The sequence below is a fragment of the Polycladomyces subterraneus genome (assembly GCF_030433435.1).
Lineage (GTDB): Bacteria > Bacillota > Bacilli > Thermoactinomycetales > JIR-001 > Polycladomyces > Polycladomyces subterraneus.
Genome location: NZ_JANRHH010000045.1, coordinates 1 through 18688, shown reverse-complemented (window position 1 = coordinate 18688; position 18688 = coordinate 1). Strand labels below are relative to the sequence as shown.

General features: G+C 49.9%; 16 protein-coding genes. 8 read left to right on the top strand and 8 right to left on the bottom strand.

Annotation, left to right across the window (positions count from 1 at the left end; translation table 11 throughout):
* The first annotated feature begins 204 nt into the window (after positions 1-204).
* On the top strand, positions 205-762 hold the full coding sequence (locus NWF35_RS12570; RefSeq protein WP_301239517.1) for a hypothetical protein: 558 nt from the start codon (positions 205-207) through the stop codon (positions 760-762).
* A 680-nt stretch (positions 763-1442) separates the two neighbouring features.
* The gene (locus NWF35_RS12565; protein ID WP_301239557.1) at positions 1443-3026 is read left to right on the top strand and encodes an APC family permease; all 1584 of its coding nucleotides are present in this window, start codon (positions 1443-1445) and stop codon (positions 3024-3026) included.
* 245 nt (positions 3027-3271) lie between these two features.
* Here the strand turns inward: NWF35_RS12565 and NWF35_RS12560 are convergent, their stop codons facing one another.
* A complete protein-coding gene (locus NWF35_RS12560) occupies positions 3272-3796 on the bottom strand; it encodes a type 1 glutamine amidotransferase domain-containing protein (protein WP_301239515.1) in 525 nt (174 codons plus the stop codon).
* Between the two features lie 427 nt (positions 3797-4223).
* Between NWF35_RS12560 and sufC the strand changes: the two genes are divergently transcribed.
* From sufC to sufB, 5 genes are read left to right on the top strand one after another with little or no spacing between them, the layout of a single operon-like run.
* Positions 4224-5012, top strand: coding sequence for a Fe-S cluster assembly ATPase SufC (gene sufC, locus NWF35_RS12555; RefSeq protein WP_301239514.1), 789 nt, complete (start codon positions 4224-4226; stop codon positions 5010-5012).
* Between the two features lie 16 nt (positions 5013-5028).
* Entirely contained in the window at positions 5029-6339 is a 1311-nt protein-coding gene (gene sufD, locus NWF35_RS12550) for a Fe-S cluster assembly protein SufD (RefSeq protein WP_301239513.1), read from the top strand.
* Positions 6336-7556, top strand: a complete 1221-nt coding sequence (locus tag NWF35_RS12545) for a cysteine desulfurase (protein ID WP_301239512.1) — start codon at positions 6336-6338, stop codon at positions 7554-7556. Before sufD ends, NWF35_RS12545 begins: the two co-directional genes overlap by 4 nt.
* Positions 7543-7983 (top strand): Fe-S cluster assembly sulfur transfer protein SufU, encoded by a 441-nt coding sequence (sufU, locus tag NWF35_RS12540; RefSeq protein WP_301239511.1) that lies wholly within the window; start codon positions 7543-7545, stop codon positions 7981-7983. Before NWF35_RS12545 ends, sufU begins: the two co-directional genes overlap by 14 nt.
* A gap of 22 nt (positions 7984-8005) precedes the next feature.
* A complete protein-coding gene (sufB, locus tag NWF35_RS12535) occupies positions 8006-9430 on the top strand; it encodes a Fe-S cluster assembly protein SufB (protein WP_205496518.1) in 1425 nt (474 codons plus the stop codon).
* Positions 9431-9850: 420 nt separating this feature from the next.
* Here sufB and NWF35_RS12530 read toward each other — a convergent pair whose 3' ends face one another.
* Positions 9851-10672 carry an ABC transporter permease gene (locus tag NWF35_RS12530; RefSeq protein WP_301239510.1) on the bottom strand — a complete coding sequence of 274 codons (822 nt, stop codon included), beginning with the start codon at positions 10670-10672 and terminating at the stop codon, positions 9851-9853.
* The gene (locus NWF35_RS12525; protein ID WP_301239509.1) at positions 10632-11444 is read right to left on the bottom strand and encodes an ABC transporter ATP-binding protein; all 813 of its coding nucleotides are present in this window, start codon (positions 11442-11444) and stop codon (positions 10632-10634) included. The genes NWF35_RS12530 and NWF35_RS12525 overlap by 41 nt, the downstream gene beginning before the upstream one ends.
* Before the next feature lie 602 nt (positions 11445-12046).
* Here NWF35_RS12525 and NWF35_RS12520 point away from each other — a divergent pair.
* Entirely contained in the window at positions 12047-13162 is a 1116-nt protein-coding gene (locus tag NWF35_RS12520) for an RNA-guided endonuclease InsQ/TnpB family protein (RefSeq protein ID WP_301239556.1), read from the top strand.
* A 120-nt stretch (positions 13163-13282) separates the two neighbouring features.
* Here NWF35_RS12520 and NWF35_RS12515 read toward each other — a convergent pair whose 3' ends face one another.
* From NWF35_RS12515 to NWF35_RS12495, 5 genes are all read right to left on the bottom strand, one after another.
* Complete coding sequence (locus NWF35_RS12515; RefSeq protein WP_301239507.1) at positions 13283-14434, bottom strand: N-acetyldiaminopimelate deacetylase; 1152 nt, start codon at positions 14432-14434, stop codon at positions 13283-13285.
* Positions 14435-14448: 14 nt separating this feature from the next.
* The gene (locus NWF35_RS12510; protein ID WP_301239506.1) at positions 14449-15651 is read right to left on the bottom strand and encodes an aspartate aminotransferase family protein; all 1203 of its coding nucleotides are present in this window, start codon (positions 15649-15651) and stop codon (positions 14449-14451) included.
* Between the two features lie 65 nt (positions 15652-15716).
* Positions 15717-16427 carry a 2,3,4,5-tetrahydropyridine-2,6-dicarboxylate N-acetyltransferase gene (gene dapD, locus NWF35_RS12505; protein WP_301239505.1) on the bottom strand — a complete coding sequence of 237 codons (711 nt, stop codon included), beginning with the start codon at positions 16425-16427 and terminating at the stop codon, positions 15717-15719.
* A 481-nt stretch (positions 16428-16908) separates the two neighbouring features.
* Positions 16909-17601 (bottom strand): DUF421 domain-containing protein, encoded by a 693-nt coding sequence (locus NWF35_RS12500; RefSeq protein ID WP_301239504.1) that lies wholly within the window; start codon positions 17599-17601, stop codon positions 16909-16911.
* Between the two features lie 300 nt (positions 17602-17901).
* Complete coding sequence (locus tag NWF35_RS12495) at positions 17902-18264, bottom strand: VOC family protein (RefSeq protein WP_301239503.1); 363 nt, start codon at positions 18262-18264, stop codon at positions 17902-17904.
* Positions 18265-18688: the final 424 nt, after the last annotated feature.

Sequence of the window (18688 nt, the reverse complement as noted above, 5' to 3'; positions counted from 1 at the left end):
TGGATTGTTGCAACAACTTGAACTCTCCGTTTTTTTTGGAGAGGCTTTTATTTATATATATGGATATATATATCAAAATCAGATTAATATATAATACTTATTACCGATATTCATGATTTTTTAACGCAATCTGCTTGACGCGTGTAAATATTGGGTTTATTTTAAGTTGTATGGAGTCCACAGATGGGAGGCAATCGGGTACATATGTTTAAAAAACTCATCATCCTCGTATCTTTCGCCCTCATAAGCAGTTTATTATCCGGATGCGGTCAACTTCTTTCGGCTATCAGCAACCCGCCTAAAGATGGCAAGGCATCTGAGAATACAAGTGATGCGAAAGACAAACAAAATCAGGAAGATGTGGAAGGCGCCACGGCTCCACAGGAAACGTATCAGGAGATCGAGTTCCAGCCGATCAACTGGATCAACGGCGCACCGGATCCACAGCCCACACCGGGGGTTTGGGTGTATACCAAAGAGAAACATCCCGGCAATCTTGAGGATTCCTTTACTTGGGATGAAGAAGATGTGTTGTTGGTACAGATCGGCAATCCGGAGTATGAAGGATATGAAATGACCCCGACCAATCTCCAGGTAATCAAGCCCGACGTGGTACGGGTAGTGGTGAAGCTGGAAAAAGACGAGTTCCAGACGGATGAGAAAGAACCGGCTCGGGTGTATATGACTGTCAAACGGGGAGCGCTCGACGGGAAAAAATTCATCGTGGTCGATCAGAACGGAAAAAAACTACAGACGAAATAAGTGATCTACTGAATGCACATTGGAATTTAACCCGGGGGTAAGCTAAACGAAAAAGAATCATGGATATACATATAATCGATTGTAAATGGATTGGGATTAGGTGCGAATGCGTATTTGTTGAGTTCATTTGGATCATCAGATCTGTTTTTCTTTTGTTGGCAGACAATATCGAGAATGGATGAAAACAAAGAGTTGTTATGAGGGAGAGCCAAATTCATCCATCTGATGTACTTTTTAGATAAACGTGGTGCTCCGCTATAAGGGGTGGTCGTTTTCCCATGAGCGACCTTGGAGTCTACCGAAAGAGGAGCGAGAGGAAAAACGGTACACCAGAAATCCCAGTTGTCCAACCACTTGTCAGCTTGTCAGAGTGATCTCACCTGCCTTTTGGCAGGTTTTCTTTTTCACAAACAAGAGTTGTCAAACACTTCCAAGTATAAAGTATTGGCATGGTTCCCACTGATTATGTTATATTAGTTAACGTATGATTTATCCAGTGTAGCACCTTCCGTCATTTTTGTCGTAATAAATCAGCGATATGTTGCTTTTGCGGATTCGGAACGACAGCAGGGCCGACATCCGCGTCAGCCAACCCCAGCATGGTTGCCATTGCATATTTATGCATTTGTATGTATGTTTATCGCCGATGGAAAGGAAGTGATTCCGTGTCAGAAAAAAACATGAAAAAAGATTTGGGAACGTTTGCCCTGATGATGACGGGCTTGGGCTCCATCATCGGCTCTGGCTGGTTGTTCGGTGCGTGGAAAGCGGCATCAGTTGCCGGACCTGCGGCGATTTTCGCCTGGATTTTGGGTATGATCGCCATTATGTTCATCGGTTTGACGTATGCGGAGTTGGGCGCGATGTTTCCACAATCGGGCGGAATGGTGCGTTATGCCCAATATTCTCATGGATCTTTTGTCGGTTTCATTTCCGGTTGGGCCAACTGGATCGCGATTGTTTCCGTTATTCCGGTTGAAGCGGAAGCGTCCATTCAGTATATGAGCTCGTGGCCATGGGAGTGGGCCCACAGTTTGTATGACGGGAAAGAATTGTCGCCGATGGGTCTCTTCTTGGCTGGCATTTTGGTCATTGTGTATTTTCTGTTGAACTACTGGACCGTTCGTCTGTTTGCCGTGGCCAACAGCGCCATCACCGTCTTCAAATTCATCGTGCCGGCATTGACGGCGCTGGGTCTGATTTTCGCCGGATTCCACAGCGGCAACTTTACGGACCACGGTGGTTTCACCCCTTACGGATGGTCCGGGGTGCTGACGGCGATCGCCACCTCCGGTGTGGTGTTTGCGTTCAACGGATTCCAAAGCCCTGTCAACCTGGCGGGAGAAGCAAGAAACCCGAACCGCTCCATTCCAATAGCTGTGGTCGGTTCGATTCTGATCGCCGGTCTGATCTACGTCTTGTTGCAAGTCGCATATGTCGGTTCGGTGTCACCTGAACAGGTGTCCAAAGGTTGGGCCAACATCAACCTGAATTCTCCGTTTGCCGATTTGGCCATCGCGCTGAATCTGAACTGGTTGGCGTTGATCCTGTTCGCAGATGCCTTCGTTTCGCCGTCAGGCACGGGGATCACCTATACCGCCACCACTGCGCGGATGATTTACGGCATGAAAGAAAACGGATACATGCCGGGAATTTTCGGCGTCATTCACCCGCTTTACGGTGTGCCGCGCGCGGCGATGTGGTTCAACTTGGCCATTTCGTTCATGTTCCTGCTCTTGTTCCGCGGGTGGGGTTCCTTGGCTGAGGTGATTTCGGTCGCGACATTGATTTCGTATGTGACGGGACCAATCTCGGTCATGGCGTTGCGCCGTACGGGTCCGCATCTGAACCGCCCGCTCAAAGTGAAGGGCATGTCGATCATTGCACCGGTGGCGTTCATCCTGGCGTCTTTGATTTTGTACTGGGCGACATGGCCGTTGACGGGTGAAGTCATCTTCATCATGCTGTTGGGTCTGCCGATTTACTTCTATTATCAGGCGAAATCGAACTGGAACGGTTTTGGCCGCCAGATGAAAGCGGGCTTGTGGCTGATCGTGTATCTGGCCTATATGATTCTGGTCTCGTATCTGGGTAGCGACAAATTCGGCGGACACAACTATATTCCGTACGGTGTCGATATGGTGCTGATTGCCGTAACGTCTTTGGTCTTCTACTACTGGGGAATCAAAAGCGCTTGGGAAACTGAGTACATCCAAGCCAGCAAAGAAGAAAAAGATCCGGAAAAATTTGCGGCTTCGATATAAGTACGAAACAAAACAGCCTTCCGCGATTAATGCGGAAGGCTGTTTTGTTTTTAAGGTTTGTGCTGATCTCGGTCATTCTGTTTGGCGGAATCGCGGGGCGGGGACGGATCGGACTCCACTCGAACATACCAACCATCGCCAATGGGTCGGTAAAGATGCCGGTTATTCTTGTGCAGGGGGCAATATTCACATCGGCCGCCCGGTCTCTGTAGGTAGCACTGAATACATCGGATCGGCTGCATGGATCAGCTTTCGGCCAATGCGTCGCAAAACGCTTTGGCGTAAGGCGGTAAATCCGGCGGGCGACGGCTGGAGATGATGTGTCCGTCGACGACGACTGGTTCATCGACCCAGATCGCCCCGGCATTCACCATATCGTCGCGGATGCCGGGCGTTGATGTGACCCGTTTGCCGCGGAGAATGCCGGCGGAGATCAGCACCCAACCCGCATGGCAAATATGTCCAATCGGTTTTTGTGCCGCATCCATCACGCGGACCATATTCAGCACCGATTCGTAACGCCGCAGCTTGTCGGGTGCCCATCCGCCAGGAACCAGAATGCCGTCGAAATCATGCGGGTTGATGTCGTCGAATGCTGCATCCGTCTGGACGGGTACACCATATTTTCCTTTGTACTGGGCGTTTGCCTTAGGGCCGACCAATACCACTTCCGCTCCTTCTTCCCGAGCGCGGAGGACGGGATACCAGAGCTCCAAATCCTCAAATTCGTTTTCCACCAGCGCAATCACTTTTTTTCCAGCGAGGCGCATGTTTCTCCTCCTATTCCTGCAAGTTAAAGCTGACAGACTTTCTGGATGGGATAACACTATGTTCATTCATACACGATTGTACCTTGATCCCCTTGAGCACATGGTATAGAATAGAATGAGAATCAGATGATAATCACTTTAAGGAAGGATTGGTTTCAACGTCTCGGTTTCATCGTACCATCAGCTACGGCCACCTCGCAAATGGAATCGGGACGCACTGGCGTTGGAAATTCCCGAAGGCGCCCAGGACGAGTCTGGTCATATACCGGCCCAAGAATAGGTTATGAAACAAAGTCAGAAGGGCAATTTTTTGCCCGAACTTTGTTGGGCGGTAAATCAGCAAACTTGGATCGACCAGACACGCCCAGACAGGCGCCGTTCGGTTTGATCATACAAGTCAAGTGCTGACACATTGGAGGAATTGTATATGTCGAACGCACCTAAGCTCAAAATAGAAAATCTCCGCGTCAACGTAGAAGGAAAAGAAATTCTCAAAGGCGTCAATCTGGAAGTCAATGGCGGCGAAGTACACGCCATCATGGGTCCCAACGGGACGGGGAAAAGTACGTTGGCTTCGGCGCTGATGGGACATCCCAAATACGAAGTGACCAGTGGGAGCGTGACGCTGGACGGCGAAGACGTGTTGGAGATGGAAGTGGATGAACGGGCTCGCAAGGGCTTGTTCCTGGCGATGCAGTATCCGAGTGAGATCAGCGGGGTGACCAACTCGGATTTCCTGCGTACCGCCATCAACGCGAAACGCGGGGAAGGTAACGAAATTTCCCTGATGAAGTTCATCCGCAAAATGGACGAAAAAATGGCCATGCTCAACATGGATGAATCATTTGCCCACCGTTATCTGAACGAAGGTTTCTCCGGTGGGGAGAAAAAACGGAACGAGATTTTGCAGATGATGATGTTGGAACCCCGCATTGCCATCCTGGACGAAATCGACTCCGGTCTCGATATCGATGCGTTGAAAGTGGTGGCTAAAGGCGTCAACTCCATGCTGGGTCCCAACTTGGGCGTTCTGATCATTACGCACTATCAACGGTTGTTGAACTACATCAAACCTGATTTCGTCCATGTATTCATGCAAGGACGGATCGTGAAGTCGGGCGGCCCGGAATTGGCGGAACGGCTGGAAGCGGAAGGCTACGATTGGATCAAGGAAGAGCTGGGCATCGAAGACGAAACCGTCGGGCAGCAATCGTAAAGGCGGGGTGGCGATCATGAGCGTAGATACCGGATTGTTGTTCGAGCAAAACGTCGTCGAGACACTGTCTCAGTCCCAGCAAGAGCCTGAATGGATGCTCCAGCTTCGCCTGAACGCGTTGAAAACCGCCGCGTCACTCCCTCTGCCTAAAGTGGAGAAGACGCGGATTGACCGTTGGAACTTCACTTCGTTCCAACCGTACACCCCGGCAGAATCGCTGTCGGGTCTGAGTCAACTGCCCGAAGAGATTCGCGCCTTGCTGTCCTCTGAAGCACAGGATGACAATGTGATCGTACAAAAAAACTCCAGCCCGGTGTACCGCTACTTGCAGAGCGAACTTGCGGAGAAAGGTGTCATCTTCCAGGATCTCGCCTCCGCTGTGCGTGAACATCCGGAGCTGGTGAAACGATACTTTATGACCGATGCAGTACGGGCGGATGAACATCGCCTAGCTGCGTTGCATGCCGCATTGTGGTCGGGTGGCGTCTTCCTGTATGTTCCACGCAATGTGCAAGTGGATCTGCCGTTCCAAAGCTTGTTCTGGGCCGAAGGTTCGGAAGTCGGCATGTTGCCGCACGTGTTGGTGGTTGCTGAAGACAACAGCCGTGTGGATTTGGTCGTCAATTTCGTTTCCGACAAAAACGGGACGACCGGTGTCAACAACAGCATCATCGAAACGTTTGTCGGATCGGGAGCCCATGTTCGTGTGGCAACGGTGAATAACATGGGTGACCAAATCGTCGATACGACCTACCGCCGTGCCATCGTGGATCGGGATGGGCGGATGGAATGGATCGTCGGCGATCTCGGCACCGGTCGGGTCATCTCCGATAACACGACGCATCTCAAAGGCGACGGAGGTTCCGTCGACGTCAAAACCATCGCCGTGGGGACCGAAGAAACGCGCGCCAACATCACGTCGACCGTACATCACTGGGGCAAAGCGACCGAAAGTGACATCAACGCGCGCGGCGTGGTGAAAGACCAAGCGTCTTCGATCATCAACGGCATCACCAAAATCGAAAAGGGTGCGAAGCAAGCGAACGGTCAGCAAGCCGAAAAAGTGTTGATGCTCAATCGCGAAGCCCGCGGGGATGCCAACCCGATTCTCCTGATCGATGAAAACGACGTGAAAGCGGGTCACGCTGCCAGTGTCGGACGGGTCGACGAGTTGCAACTGTTTTATCTGATGGCCCGCGGCATCCCGCGTCAGGAAGCGGAAAAGCTCATCATTTTCGGTTTCTTGTCCCCGGTGTTGTCGGCCATTCCGATTGAGGCGCTGCGTGAACGTCTGCACGGCGTGATCGAAAGGAAATTCGGAAGATGAATCAGTATAAAAAAGATTTTCCGATTCTGCATCAGGAAGTAAATGGTCATCCGTTGGTATATCTTGATAGTGCAGCTACGTCGCAAAAGCCGATTCAGGTTATCGAGGCTGTGGAACAATACTACCGCGGTTACAACTCCAATGTGCACCGCGGGGTACACACGCTGGGCACCCGCGCTACGGATGCGTACGAAGGAGCACGGGAAAAAGTACGCGGATTTATCAATGCCCGTTCCACCAAGGAAGTGATTTTCACGCGGGGAACGACGACTGCCCTCAACCTGGTGGCGCACAGCTACGCACGGACTCATCTGGGTGAAGGCGATGAAATCGTCATTTCCCCGGCGGAACATCACAGTAACCTGATTCCGTGGCAACAGGCGGCCAAAGCGACAGGCGCGACGCTGAAATATTTTGAGCTGGAACCGGACGGCACGATCGATCTGGAAAAGGCGAAACAAATCATCACCGAGCGGACGAAAATCGTCGCTATCGGACATGTGTCCAATGTGTTGGGTACGGTGAATCCGGTCAAAGAGCTTGCTGCCATGGTGCATGCAGTCGGCGGTGTCATCGTCGTCGACGGGGCGCAGAGTGTGCCGCACATGAAAGTAGACGTTCAGGATTTGGATTGCGATTTCCTTGCCTTTTCCGGACACAAAATGATGGCACCGACCGGGATCGGCGTACTCTACGGGAAAGAATCGCTGTTGGAACGGATGGAGCCGGTCGAATTCGGCGGGGAAATGATCGATCATGTGGATTTGTACGATTCCACCTGGAAAGAATTGCCGTGGAAATTTGAAGGTGGCACGCCGATTATCGCCGGCGCGATCGGTCTCGGGGCAGCCATCGATTATCTGCAGGAGATCGGCATGGACACCGTCGAAGCGCATGACCGCAAACTGGCCGCTTATGCAATCGAGCAGTTGGAGAAGATCGATGGTCTCACCATTTACGGTCCCAAACAGGACCGAATGGCCGTCATCACGTTTAACTTGGGCAATATCCATCCGCATGACGTGGCCACGGTACTGGACGCTGAAGGGATTGCCGTTCGTGCCGGACACCACTGTGCGCAACCGCTGATGCGGTGGTTGAATGTGACGGCCACGGCGCGGGCCAGCTTCTATCTGTACAACTCGGAAGAAGATATTGATCTGTTGGTGAAAGGGTTACAAAAAACGAAGGAGTATTTCGGTCATGTCCTTGGATGATTTGTACCGTCGCGTGATTATGGACCATTACCAGAAACCCCGCAATCGTGGAAGAATCGAGGACGGCGCAGTCACCGTCGATCTGAACAATCCAACATGCGGTGACCGTGTCTCCGTGCAGATGCGGGTGAAGGATGGTACAATAGAAGAAGCAAAGTTCTTGGGTGAAGGCTGCTCGATCAGTCTGGCTTCCGCCTCGATGATGACGGAAGCTGTTAAAGGACTGAAAGTGGAAGAAGCCCTTCGCTTGGTGGATCTCTTTTCTGAAATGATGCAAGGAAAAGACGTGGACTTTGAACAGTTCCCGTTGGAAGATATCGAAGCCTTGAGTGGCGTGTCGAAGTTTCCAGCGCGGATCAAATGTGCCACTCTGGCTTGGAAGGCCTTGGAGAAAGGATTGAAGAGCTCCCAGGCAAGCGGGCACTAAGCCCTACAAGGGGGGATTGAACATGGCGAAAGAACTGCCGGATCTGTCTGAGTACAAATACGGCTTTCGCGATAAAGATGTAGCCGTTTACCGGGCCAAACGGGGTTTGACTCGGGAGATCGTTGAGGAGATTTCCCGGATGAAGGGCGAACCCGAGTGGATGCTGGAGTTTCGCCTGAAAGCGTTGGAGCAGTTTTACAAAATGCCTTTGCCCAACGAAATGAATAGCAAATGGTTCTCCATTTTGCCCGGTAAATTGGATGATTTGGACTTTGACAGCATCACCTACTATGTAAAACCGTCTGAACGCCAAGGACGTTCTTGGGATGAAGTGCCGGAAGAGATCAAACGGACTTTTGATCGTTTGGGGATTCCGGAAGCCGAGCAGAAGTTCTTGGCAGGCGTATCGGCGCAGTATGAGTCGGAAGTGGTTTACCACAACATGCAAAAAGAGCTGGAAGAACAAGGGGTCATTTTCTGCGACACGGACACTGCCGTACGCGAATATCCGGAACTGGTGAAGGAGTACTTCGGCACGGTCGTACCGCCGTCTGACAACAAATTTGCCGCTTTGAACAGTGCGGTCTGGAGCGGCGGCAGCTTCATCTACGTCCCGCCGGGGGTAAAATGCGAAGTACCGTTGCAGGCGTACTTCCGGATCAACTCCGAAAACATGGGGCAATTTGAACGGACGCTCATCATTGCGGACGAAGGGAGCTTCGTCCATTACGTCGAAGGTTGTACGGCTCCGATCTACAGCACCGACTCGCTGCACAGCGCTGTTGTGGAGATCATCGTCAAGAAGAATGCCCGTTGCCGCTACACCACGATTCAAAACTGGGCGCCCAACATCTACAACTTGGTGACCAAACGTGCGGTCGCCGAAGAAGGGGCGCACATGGAATGGGTGGACGGCAACATTGGCTCCAAACTGACCATGAAGTATCCGGCCGTCATCATGAAAGGGGAAGGTGCCAAGGCGGACGTCCTCTCCATCGCGGTCGCAGGCAAAGGTCAGCATCAGGACGCTGGTGCCAAAGTGGTGGCATTGGCTCCCAATTGCACAGCGACGATCATTTCCAAGTCGATCAGTAAGCAAGGTGGTAAGGTCACTTATCGCGGTTTGACCAGCTTCGGCCGCAATTCACAAGGGTCCAAAGCCAACGTCAAATGCGATACCTTGATTCTGGATGACCAATCCACTTCCGACACGATTCCGTACAATGAAATTCTGAACGATGATATCACTCTAGAACACGAAGCCACGGTCAGCAAAGTGAGCGAAGATCAGCTCTTCTACCTGATGAGTCGTGGGTTGAGTGAAGAAGAAGCCACACAAATGATCGTGATGGGCTTTATCGAACCTTTCACCAAGGAACTGCCGATGGAATATGCGGTGGAGATGAACCGTCTCATCAAGCTGGAGATGGAAGGCTCGATCGGTTGATGGTCAGCTAAAACACAAAAAAGGGTGACCGGTTTATTATTGAACCGGTCACCCTTTTTACTATTCGGGGCAACGTCGGGGAGAAACGGCCCCGGAGACGGGACTTCCAGTGGAAGCGGAAGGGACGATATGAAAGGGATCTAACCCATGGCCAATACAAGCCAACTGCCGATACGTCACGCGCCATCCGAGTGTGAGTTGCAAAGTATCTCCTCCTCACGGATCGGAACATATGTTCGTAATTAGTATATCTCGATCCGCTCCCCATTGCAAGAGAAGAATGAATTGTGATTCACTCAGAATGATAGAGCAAAAATGAGTCTTTATACAAAGAAGTACCCGGCTACAATTCGTTGCCGGGTTTTCAAGGAATTGAATTTGAGATCCACGGGGAGTTTGACAAGTGGAGAAGATTCGGGTTTAAACGGACAGTATACGAAAGAATAACGCTTTGTTCAGCAACCACATAACCACTGAAGCTGCAAAGAGAACGAACCAATCCATAAAGAGATGAACTTCAGAAACCGAAATCAATAATCCTCGAAGTGCATCAACAAGATAACTCATTGGATTGACAGTAGCCAGTACTTTTAACCAAGTTGGCATGATTGACCTTGGATACAATGCGTTCGATGAAAAGAAAAGCGGCATCGTGATGAGTTGTCCAAATCCCATCATCCGTTCCCGTGTACGTACTAAAGCTGCAATAAACATCGACATTCCTGAAAAAAAAGTTCCGCCTAGGACGACAGTGAACAAGACTCCAGCGATTGAAATGAAGCTCCAATTCAAATGAATACCCAGGACGATTGCCAAGATCATGATCACAGCCGCCTGAAAAAGCGCCCGTAAGGATGCCGACAACATTTTGCCAAGGATAAGCGATGACCGTCTGATGGGCGTAGAAACAATTTTTTGCAACAGCCCCATATCACGTTCCCAGATGATCGCGATTCCATAAAATATGGAGATGAATGTAATAGACTGTGCCAAAATTCCCGGAGTTAAAAAAGCCTGGTAACTGACATGACCTGTCGGAATTGCTCTTATATGGGAAAATGCCTGACCGAACACGAGCAGCCACAAAGCCGGTTGAATTCCACGCATGAGAAGGTCCGTCGGATCTTTTCGTACCTTCCGAGCTTCCAATTCCACGATCGTCCAAACATGAAAAAAATACTGAATTATGGGGTTTCGTTTTTTAACCGAGTCGTTTTGCGGTGCGGCGGTTACGGAAGACATTTCGAAACTCCCCTTCCTGATTCTGATTGTCAATTTGTCCAGCAAAGTGAGCAAAGATATCGTCCATGCTGGCTTCGGGATTTCCCGTCTTTTCACGAAGCTCTTCAACTGTCCCCAATGCAGCAATTTGACCTTTGTTCATAATGGCAATCCGTGAACAAAGAGATTCAGCTTCGTCCATGTAATGTGTTGTTAGAATGACGGTCATATGATGTTCTTGACGCAACTTTTCAATATGTTCCCAAATTCCCCTGCGCGCAACCGGGTCAAGTCCAACAGTCGGTTCGTCCAAAAACAGTACTTTTGGATAATGAAGGATCGCCTGTCCGATCTCCAGTTTTCGAATCATTCCGCCGGAATAGGTTTTAACCTGTCGGTCTGCTGCTTCTTCCAGTCCAATGAGCGATAGAATTTGAGCGATTCGTTCTTCCCGTTCTTTGCGCCGTAACCCATAAAGCTTACTAAAGATCAAAAGATTTTCATACCCGGTTAACGTACCGTCGACTGACAACATCTGTGGAACATATCCAATGGATTCACGTACATGTGTAGGATGTTTTTGAACAGAATGACCTGCGATTTCTATAACCCCTTCATCGATCGACAGAAGGGTGGTCATCATTTTGATCGTAGTTGACTTTCCAGCCCCGTTTGGCCCAAGCAATCCGAAGCATTCGCCTTCCAACACATCAAAACTGATATCATGAACCGCTTGAACTTCTCCAAAACGTTTGGACAAATGTTCAACACGAACAGCGATGTTCTTTTGCACACCCCTCACCTCGACAAGTGTTGATATTCATCAGATAAAATCGTCTCCATTTCAGTCGTTATTTGTATCATTAAACGAGAAACCAGTTTTGCCAGTACCGGCTGATCGATCAGATGTAACCGGATGACCCTGATTGAGATCAGGAAGATAATGAAAAAGTTGGTTTGGACACTTCCAGTGTATCGCAATTTTTAGGGTCTTGTATCAATGATTGGGGCATTTTTCATTGCAACTGTGTATCCGTCATCAGCGGTACGCATTTGTACCACAAAATAAACAGGCGTTTTCACAGCGATGAGAAAACACCTGTTGATAACGATTTTGAACTCAACCGTCACTAACTGGGAAAAGACCGCCTTCCTCGGCAGGAACACGATCTGGAACAATTGGCCGGAGGGCGGCTTTTGCTATAAAGAGCGAGCGGGAAAACCCACCCCTTTAGGGTTGGGATGAAAGCGAGCGTTGGACGCGGGAGGGCTTCAGCTCTCGCAAGTCCGACATTGTTCCAATGTTCTTCTGGTCAATTCTGAAAATGGTAGAATCCCGTATATAGAGTCCCGTATAATACAAGAAAAAGACCGTACAAAGAGTTGATCACGGTGATGAGAACCTACAAATTCAAGCTGAAACCAACGAAAGAGCAAATCGGGAAGATTGAATGGACACTGGGCATGTGCCGCTGGCTCTACAACTCCATGCTTGAACAACGAAAGTTCACCTACAAAAGACGCGGTATTACGTTGAACTATAACAAGCAAGCAGTAGAGCTCCCAGAGATCAAGAAGGAGATCCCGGAGTTTAAAGAGATCCATTCTCAGGTTCTTCAAGACGTAGCCAAGCGGTTAGACAAAGCATTTCAAGCGTTTTTCCTTCGAGTACAACGCGGGGAAAAACAAGGATACCCTCGCTTTCAAGGTAAGAACCGATACGATAGCTTCACCTATCCTCAAGCTGGCTACAAACTGGATGGAAAGTACCTAAAGCTCTCCAAAATCGGCGATATGAGAATCAAACTACACCGCCAGATTGAAGGAAAGATCAAAACTTGCACCATCAAACGGAAGAACGGGAAGTATTACGCTTGTATTTCATGTGAGGTAGAGCTGAAGTTATCCAGAACTGGTCGACAAGTAGGAGTCGATCTCGGTGTGAAACATCTGGCTATCACGTCTGATGGCGAATTCTTCGATCATCCCAAGTACCCTCGGAAAGCGGAAAGACGGTTGAAATTTCTTCAGCGTATGGTTTCCCGGAGGAAAAAAGGGTCGAATCGTAGGCGTAAAGTGGTTGCGATGTTGGCGAAGGTTCACGAGTACATAGCAAACCAGAGAAGGGACACCGCGCACAAGATAAGCCGCTATCTGGTGGACAACTACGATCTAATCGCTTTCGAGGACTTGAACGTTCAGGGTATGTTGAAGAATCACAATCTGGCTATGAGCATTGCCGATGCTGGTTGGAGGATGCTCGTGCAATTCACAACTTACAAGGCAGAGTGGGCCGGTAAGCAGGTGATCACGGTCGATCCTCACAACACGTCACAGGCATGCTCTGAATGTGGTCGGACCGTAAAGAAGACATTAAAAGAACGTATCCATCGTTGCTCATGCGGATATGTTGCAGACAGAGATGTCAATGCTGCAAGAAATATCCTACATCAAGCGAATGGATACGTTCCTGAACCGAGATACGGACAACTAGAACTAAACCTTTTCTAGGCTTGGACGAAGCCTTCGTGGATGGATGTGGGTTGCCACGCCAGATAAAGCGAGAAGCCCACGGCTTTAGCCGTGCGGAGCAAGTCACTGGGTGCGTTCCGGCAAACAAGAATGTCGGTTTCAGGTTTCTTTTGAAGCTTTCCACGTGATATATTCTGTCAATACACGAATAGCGACGGGGATGGCCTCTTCATTCGGCTCGATTTTCGGATGATGTAATCCGTACGGCGTGTCAACGCCCAGCCAGAACATGAAGCCCGGGATCTTCTGCAAAAAGTAGCCGAAATCCTCGCCGGTCATCGCTTCTTTACATACCGTCAGGTTGGCGATGTTCGTTTGACGGAGCCAGTCCATAAACTCCGTCGTCAATGGTTCGTCGTTATACACTTGACAGTAGTTGGCGCCCCAGTCGATGGTTGCCTCACATTCAAAACTCTCTTCGATTCCACGCACCATCGCTTCAATTCGTGACTTGATTTTCCGCATCGAATCCATCGACAGGGTGCGGATCGTCCCTTCCAGCCGCCCTTTCCCGGCGATGATATTTTGCTTGGTGCCGATGGTCACTTTGCCGATGGTGACAATGGCCGAATCCAACGGGTCGATGTTGCGCGAAACGATATGGTGCAATTGAATAGCCAGATGGGAGGTGGCCAGCACCATGTCATTGGCCTGGTGGGGATAGGCGGCGTGGCCGCTTTTGCCGACCAGGTCGATGAACAGCTCCGATGTGTTGGCGAACAGGATGCCGGGCTTGACAGCGATTGTTCCCACAGGATACTCCGGCGCAATATGAAGGGCAAACATGCAATCCGGTTTCCAGGAGCGGAATTCCTCACTTTCCAACATGGGTTGGGCACCGCCCGGTCCTTCTTCAGCCGGTTGAAAGACGAACAACAGGTCGTCTCGAACGGGATGATGGACGAAATGGGTCAATACACCTAGCGCGATCGCCATATGCATATCGTGACCGCAGGCATGCATATAACCGGGATGAGTTGATTTGAAGGGAAGCGTCGTCTCCTCATCCAACGGCAGGGCGTCCATGTCGGCACGGTATCCGATGCATCGGCGTGGAGCGGTTCCGGGAATCCTCATCAACACACCGGTGCGCCAAGTGCGGACCTGCAACCGTTCTTGTGGCAGTCCCGCGAGATAATCCAGGATGAATTGCTGCGTTTTGAATTCGGCAAAACCGGGTTCGGGGATTTGATGCAATTGCCGCCGAATCCGGATAAACGGATTCAGGCTCTGATCTGAAACGGCGCTCATCCGGCCCACCCCTCTCACAAAAAGGTACGTTTCATGTATTGTTCCATCCGTTCGATGAAAAGGTCCACTTCTTCCCGCGTGAGCGTCAGCGGCGGCAGCAGGCGGATCACAGTTTTCGCGGTCACATTGAACAAAATGCCTTCCTTCAACAACGTTTTTTGCCAATCCGCGATTTCCTCCGCACTCCGATTGGTGCGGATGCCAATCATCATCCCTTTTCCCTGAACACTGTGGATGATCTCGGGATAACGTTCTTTCAGCTCTCGCAGTCGGCTCCACAAGTACTCCGCCGTTTCTCGTCCCTTCTCCATTTGCCCTTCTTCAAACAGCACGTCCAGCACGGCATTGCCCAGAGCGGCGCTGAGTGGTGACGGGGCGAATGTGGTGCCGTGATCGCCCGGCTGGAAGAGATCCATCAGTTTCTCCCCGGCGATGATGCCACCCAGCGGCAGACCACCGCCGATCCCTTTGGCAAAGAGAATGAGGTCGGGTTGCAGGCCGTAGTGTTGGTAAGCGAATAGTTTGCCTGTCCGACCTATACCGGTCTGAATCTCGTCCATGCACAGCAGGATGCCGTGTTGTTCACAGAGACGGGCCATTTCCTGTAAGTAGGCATCAGACAGCGGTACGACGCCGCCCGCGCCCTGGATCGGTTCAGCCAAAACGGCGGCGGGTCGGTGGGTTTCACAAACGCGCCGCAGTTCGTCGATGTTTTCCGGCTCCACCTCATAAAAAGGGAAATCGGGTTGTGGAAAATCCTGATAGACACCCGGTTGACGGGTCAGCCGCAGTGCGCCCAGCGTCCGACCGTGGAAGCTGTTTTTCATCACTACAATTCCGTCGCGTCCTTCTCCACGTTTGACTGTCCATTTGTGGATCAGCTTGATAGCTGCCTCGGTCGATTCCGCACCGGAATTTGCGAAGTACACTTTGCCCGGGATGCTGTTTTCCACCAAGCGTTGCGCGAGTCGGATCGCGGGTGGGTTGAGAAACAGGTTGGAAATGTGCAAAAACCGTTCTCCTTGTGCTCGCAGAGCCCGCAGGATAGCCGGATGGGAATGGCCGAGCACGTTGACGGCCAATCCGGTGAACAGATCCAGATAGCGATTGCCTTCCGTGTCGTACAGGTAGTTGCCTTCCGCTTTGTCAATAGCAATGGGCAAGCGGCGAACCGTGGGCATGATATAGGTCTGATCCAGTGTGTGCCAGTCGGTCATCGGGCTCCCCCTTTTTCTGTACCAATATGAAAGGCGGGCCGCCGAGGGCCCGTGAAATGGTTGGTTTAGAGTTTGCGAAGTTCCTGCATGATTTCCGTTTTGGACCGGGTTTTGTCGTCAATTTGTTTGATGACCCGGGCCGGGGTTCCCGCCACCACGGTATTGGGCGGCACATCTTCCGTCACAACGGCACCTGCGGCCACCACCGAACCTTTGCCGACACGGACACCTTCCAGGATCACGGCGTTGGCACCGACGACGACATCATCTTCGATGATGACCGGTGTCGCTGACGGAGGTTCGATCACACCGGCGATGACGGCTCCCGCACCGATGTGGCAGTTTTTCCCAATCGTACCGCGGCCGCCGACGACCACGTTCATATCGATCATCGTGCCTTCGCCGATCACTGCACCGATGTTAATGACCGCTCCCATCATGATAACCGCGTTTTTCCCGATTTCCACCTGCTCACGAATGATGGCGCCCGGTTCGATCCGCGCCTCGATATTTTTCAGGTCAAGCAGCGGAATGGCGGAGTTGCGCCGGTCGTTTTCCACCACGTAATCTTCGATTTTGTCTTTGTTGGCTTCAAGGACGGGCTGTACTTCCTTCCAATCCCCGAACAATACGCCTACGTTGCCGTTAAAGAACGTTTTCACGTTCGGGCCGAAGTCGATCTGATCCAGATGCCCCTTGATATGCACTTTGACGGGCGTTTTTTTCTCACTGTTGGCGATGAATTGGATAATCTGATGTGCATCCATCATTTCCATTCCGTTATGTCACCTGTCCTTTTTTGCTGATATCCGGTATATGACCGCAAAAGTCCTTTTACCAGTATACCACACTCCATTTGACGGACAAAGGTGGAATAGTTGATCCAACAGTGAATGGATTGATGATCTTTTTGAAGTCTATTCTTTCACGGAAACGGGTATCTCTGTGAGGTATGAGGGCACGGTTATGGGTTCACCCACTCTCGGGCCTTGGGGATGGTGGAAGATGCTTGGGGTCACGTTCACCGACTTGCGACAATCTACGGTAACTGAAAGCCCCCATCCTGTTCTCGCATATGGAGCTTGCCACTTGACAAATGAACGAAACGCTTTGTGCCCGGGAGGATATGACCGTGGTCAACTGGGCGATGTGAGCATTGTGAAATGAGCAATACTGGAAGTTGGCCGATGCGTGTGGTTCGTCGCAAAGAATCGCCATAGCTTTGCACAAAATCGGAAACCGTTTTGATGAAAGAGGTTATTGATTCAAACGGTCTTGATATAAGTCAATATACAGTTGCTGATTTGAACCCAGTACCATGTAGTTGACATCTTTGGGGGTCAATTTGCGCTTATTCAACTCTTTTTCTAACCACTCCATCGTCAAATTTCTTGTGGTCAAATTTTCAAAAATGATTTCTCCGTCTACAATCAATTCTGTAGGAGATGAACTGTTCGATGTTTGAAGCGATAAGTCTTTACGAGTGACTGGAAGATACATTGATTTTTTTAAAACTGATAATTCCCCGTCCGGTTCTATTATCGCGCATTCTACTTCATTGATATCAAAGATGTCTTTTCTTCTTAAACATTGACTTAATACTTCCAGGCTCATATTAATTTTGGATAGATTTTTTTCAAGAATTTTTCCTTTATCGATGAGGATAACCGGTTCTCCGATAATCCATCTTTTTACAGCGCGGTTTTTTAAAGCGAGATATGACAACAGAACAGCAAGGGCACTAAATAATACAACAGAAACCGTTAAATTAAAAGCACTTAGTTTATAATCAAAGGCAAGATTCCCTGCAATCGATCCTATTGTGATACTCGAGAGATAGTGTAAGTAAGTTAAACGGGAAATGGATTGTCTTCCAATAATATGAGTGCTTATGATGAGTAAAAAAACGGAGAATATCGTTCTTATAATGGTTTCTATAAAGTCAGACATCATGTTCCTCCTGATAAAGGGAATTTTTGTTTGGTGTTTTTTACTATTGTCGCCAAAATGGGATTGGAATTAACCGCATGCTAAATGACTGGCTGATTTCTCATCAAATGACTGAATAGCGTGACATAATCGTGTATCATGTTGGTCAACCCGTTTGTTTTACGGTCGAATCAGTGAAATCATTCCGGGAGGGACAGATGTCGAATCGAAAAATAGAGAGCCGTTGACCACCGCTTGATGAAAACCATCTGTTGGTTTGAAAGCGGAAGTAGTCAACGGCTCCCGTTTGTAAGAATACAATTATCCCTTCAACACAAAACGGTTCCCGTCCGGGTCCTCAAATTGAACGAAGGTACCCCATTGCATCTTTTTGGGCTCGTCTAAAAACTTGACGCCATTGGCGGAGAGTCGCTCGTACGTTCCTTGGATGTCCTCACATTCAAACACGATAGAAGGTTTCAGTTCCTCCCAGTTGGGCATCATCGATTTCGGGTACAGTACCAGTCTGGTTTGAACGTTTTCTGGTCCGACTTCGATCCATCTTCCTTGTGGCCCCATCGGTTGATCGCGATATACTTTGAATCCGATTTTCTCGGTCCAAAATTGAAGTGCTGCATCCTGATCTTCCACATAGATGGCTACTGTGGCAATTTGTTTGATCATGCTCTTACCCACCTTTCAATATTCTCTTCATTTCTTACATTAGCACATGTGGTCCCGCTCATCTTGTACAAAAACGACATCTCCATTGTTTCCCGGGATGTTCAAATTCATAATCCATTGTTGAAACTGCCGCGGGGTCATGCCGATGCCGTTTTTGAAGGCTCTGGAAAAATGGGCGTAATCGTATTGACACTCCACACGGCTAAAGCCGTGGGATTCTTGAGTGGTTAACGCCCTCAGTCCATTTCTGTTTCGGGCAACCCTCAAGCTAGGGCTGTGTCATCAGCCCATCCCACCCGGTTAGCACGTACCCGGATGGGCGGCACACCTGTTACCAGTGTGCTAGGCTACTAACCCTGAAATGGCTTTGGCGATGTTGATCGCCCCATTCAGATCAGCGTGGATGGTGTATCCGCACTGTTTG

Coding starts and splice junctions, on each gene's coding strand:
- sufC (WP_301239514.1), top strand. CDS start 4,224: ATGTCGAACGCACCTAAGCTCAAAATAGAAAATCTCCGCGTCAACGTA.
- NWF35_RS12515 (WP_301239507.1), bottom strand. CDS start 14,434: ATGAGCGCCGTTTCAGATCAGAGCCTGAATCCGTTTATCCGGATTCGG.
- NWF35_RS12560 (WP_301239515.1), bottom strand. CDS start 3,796: ATGCGCCTCGCTGGAAAAAAAGTGATTGCGCTGGTGGAAAACGAATTT.
- NWF35_RS12530 (WP_301239510.1), bottom strand. CDS start 10,672: ATGTCTTCCGTAACCGCCGCACCGCAAAACGACTCGGTTAAAAAACGA.
- NWF35_RS12565 (WP_301239557.1), top strand. CDS start 1,443: ATGAAAAAAGATTTGGGAACGTTTGCCCTGATGATGACGGGCTTGGGC.
- NWF35_RS12545 (WP_301239512.1), top strand. CDS start 6,336: ATGAATCAGTATAAAAAAGATTTTCCGATTCTGCATCAGGAAGTAAAT.
- sufB (WP_205496518.1), top strand. CDS start 8,006: ATGGCGAAAGAACTGCCGGATCTGTCTGAGTACAAATACGGCTTTCGC.
- NWF35_RS12570 (WP_301239517.1), top strand. CDS start 205: ATGTTTAAAAAACTCATCATCCTCGTATCTTTCGCCCTCATAAGCAGT.
- NWF35_RS12500 (WP_301239504.1), bottom strand. CDS start 17,601: ATGTCTGACTTTATAGAAACCATTATAAGAACGATATTCTCCGTTTTT.
- sufD (WP_301239513.1), top strand. CDS start 5,029: ATGAGCGTAGATACCGGATTGTTGTTCGAGCAAAACGTCGTCGAGACA.
- sufU (WP_301239511.1), top strand. CDS start 7,543: ATGTCCTTGGATGATTTGTACCGTCGCGTGATTATGGACCATTACCAG.
- NWF35_RS12520 (WP_301239556.1), top strand. CDS start 12,047: ATGAGAACCTACAAATTCAAGCTGAAACCAACGAAAGAGCAAATCGGG.
- dapD (WP_301239505.1), bottom strand. CDS start 16,427: ATGGAAATGATGGATGCACATCAGATTATCCAATTCATCGCCAACAGT.
- NWF35_RS12495 (WP_301239503.1), bottom strand. CDS start 18,264: ATGATCAAACAAATTGCCACAGTAGCCATCTATGTGGAAGATCAGGAT.
- NWF35_RS12510 (WP_301239506.1), bottom strand. CDS start 15,651: ATGACCGACTGGCACACACTGGATCAGACCTATATCATGCCCACGGTT.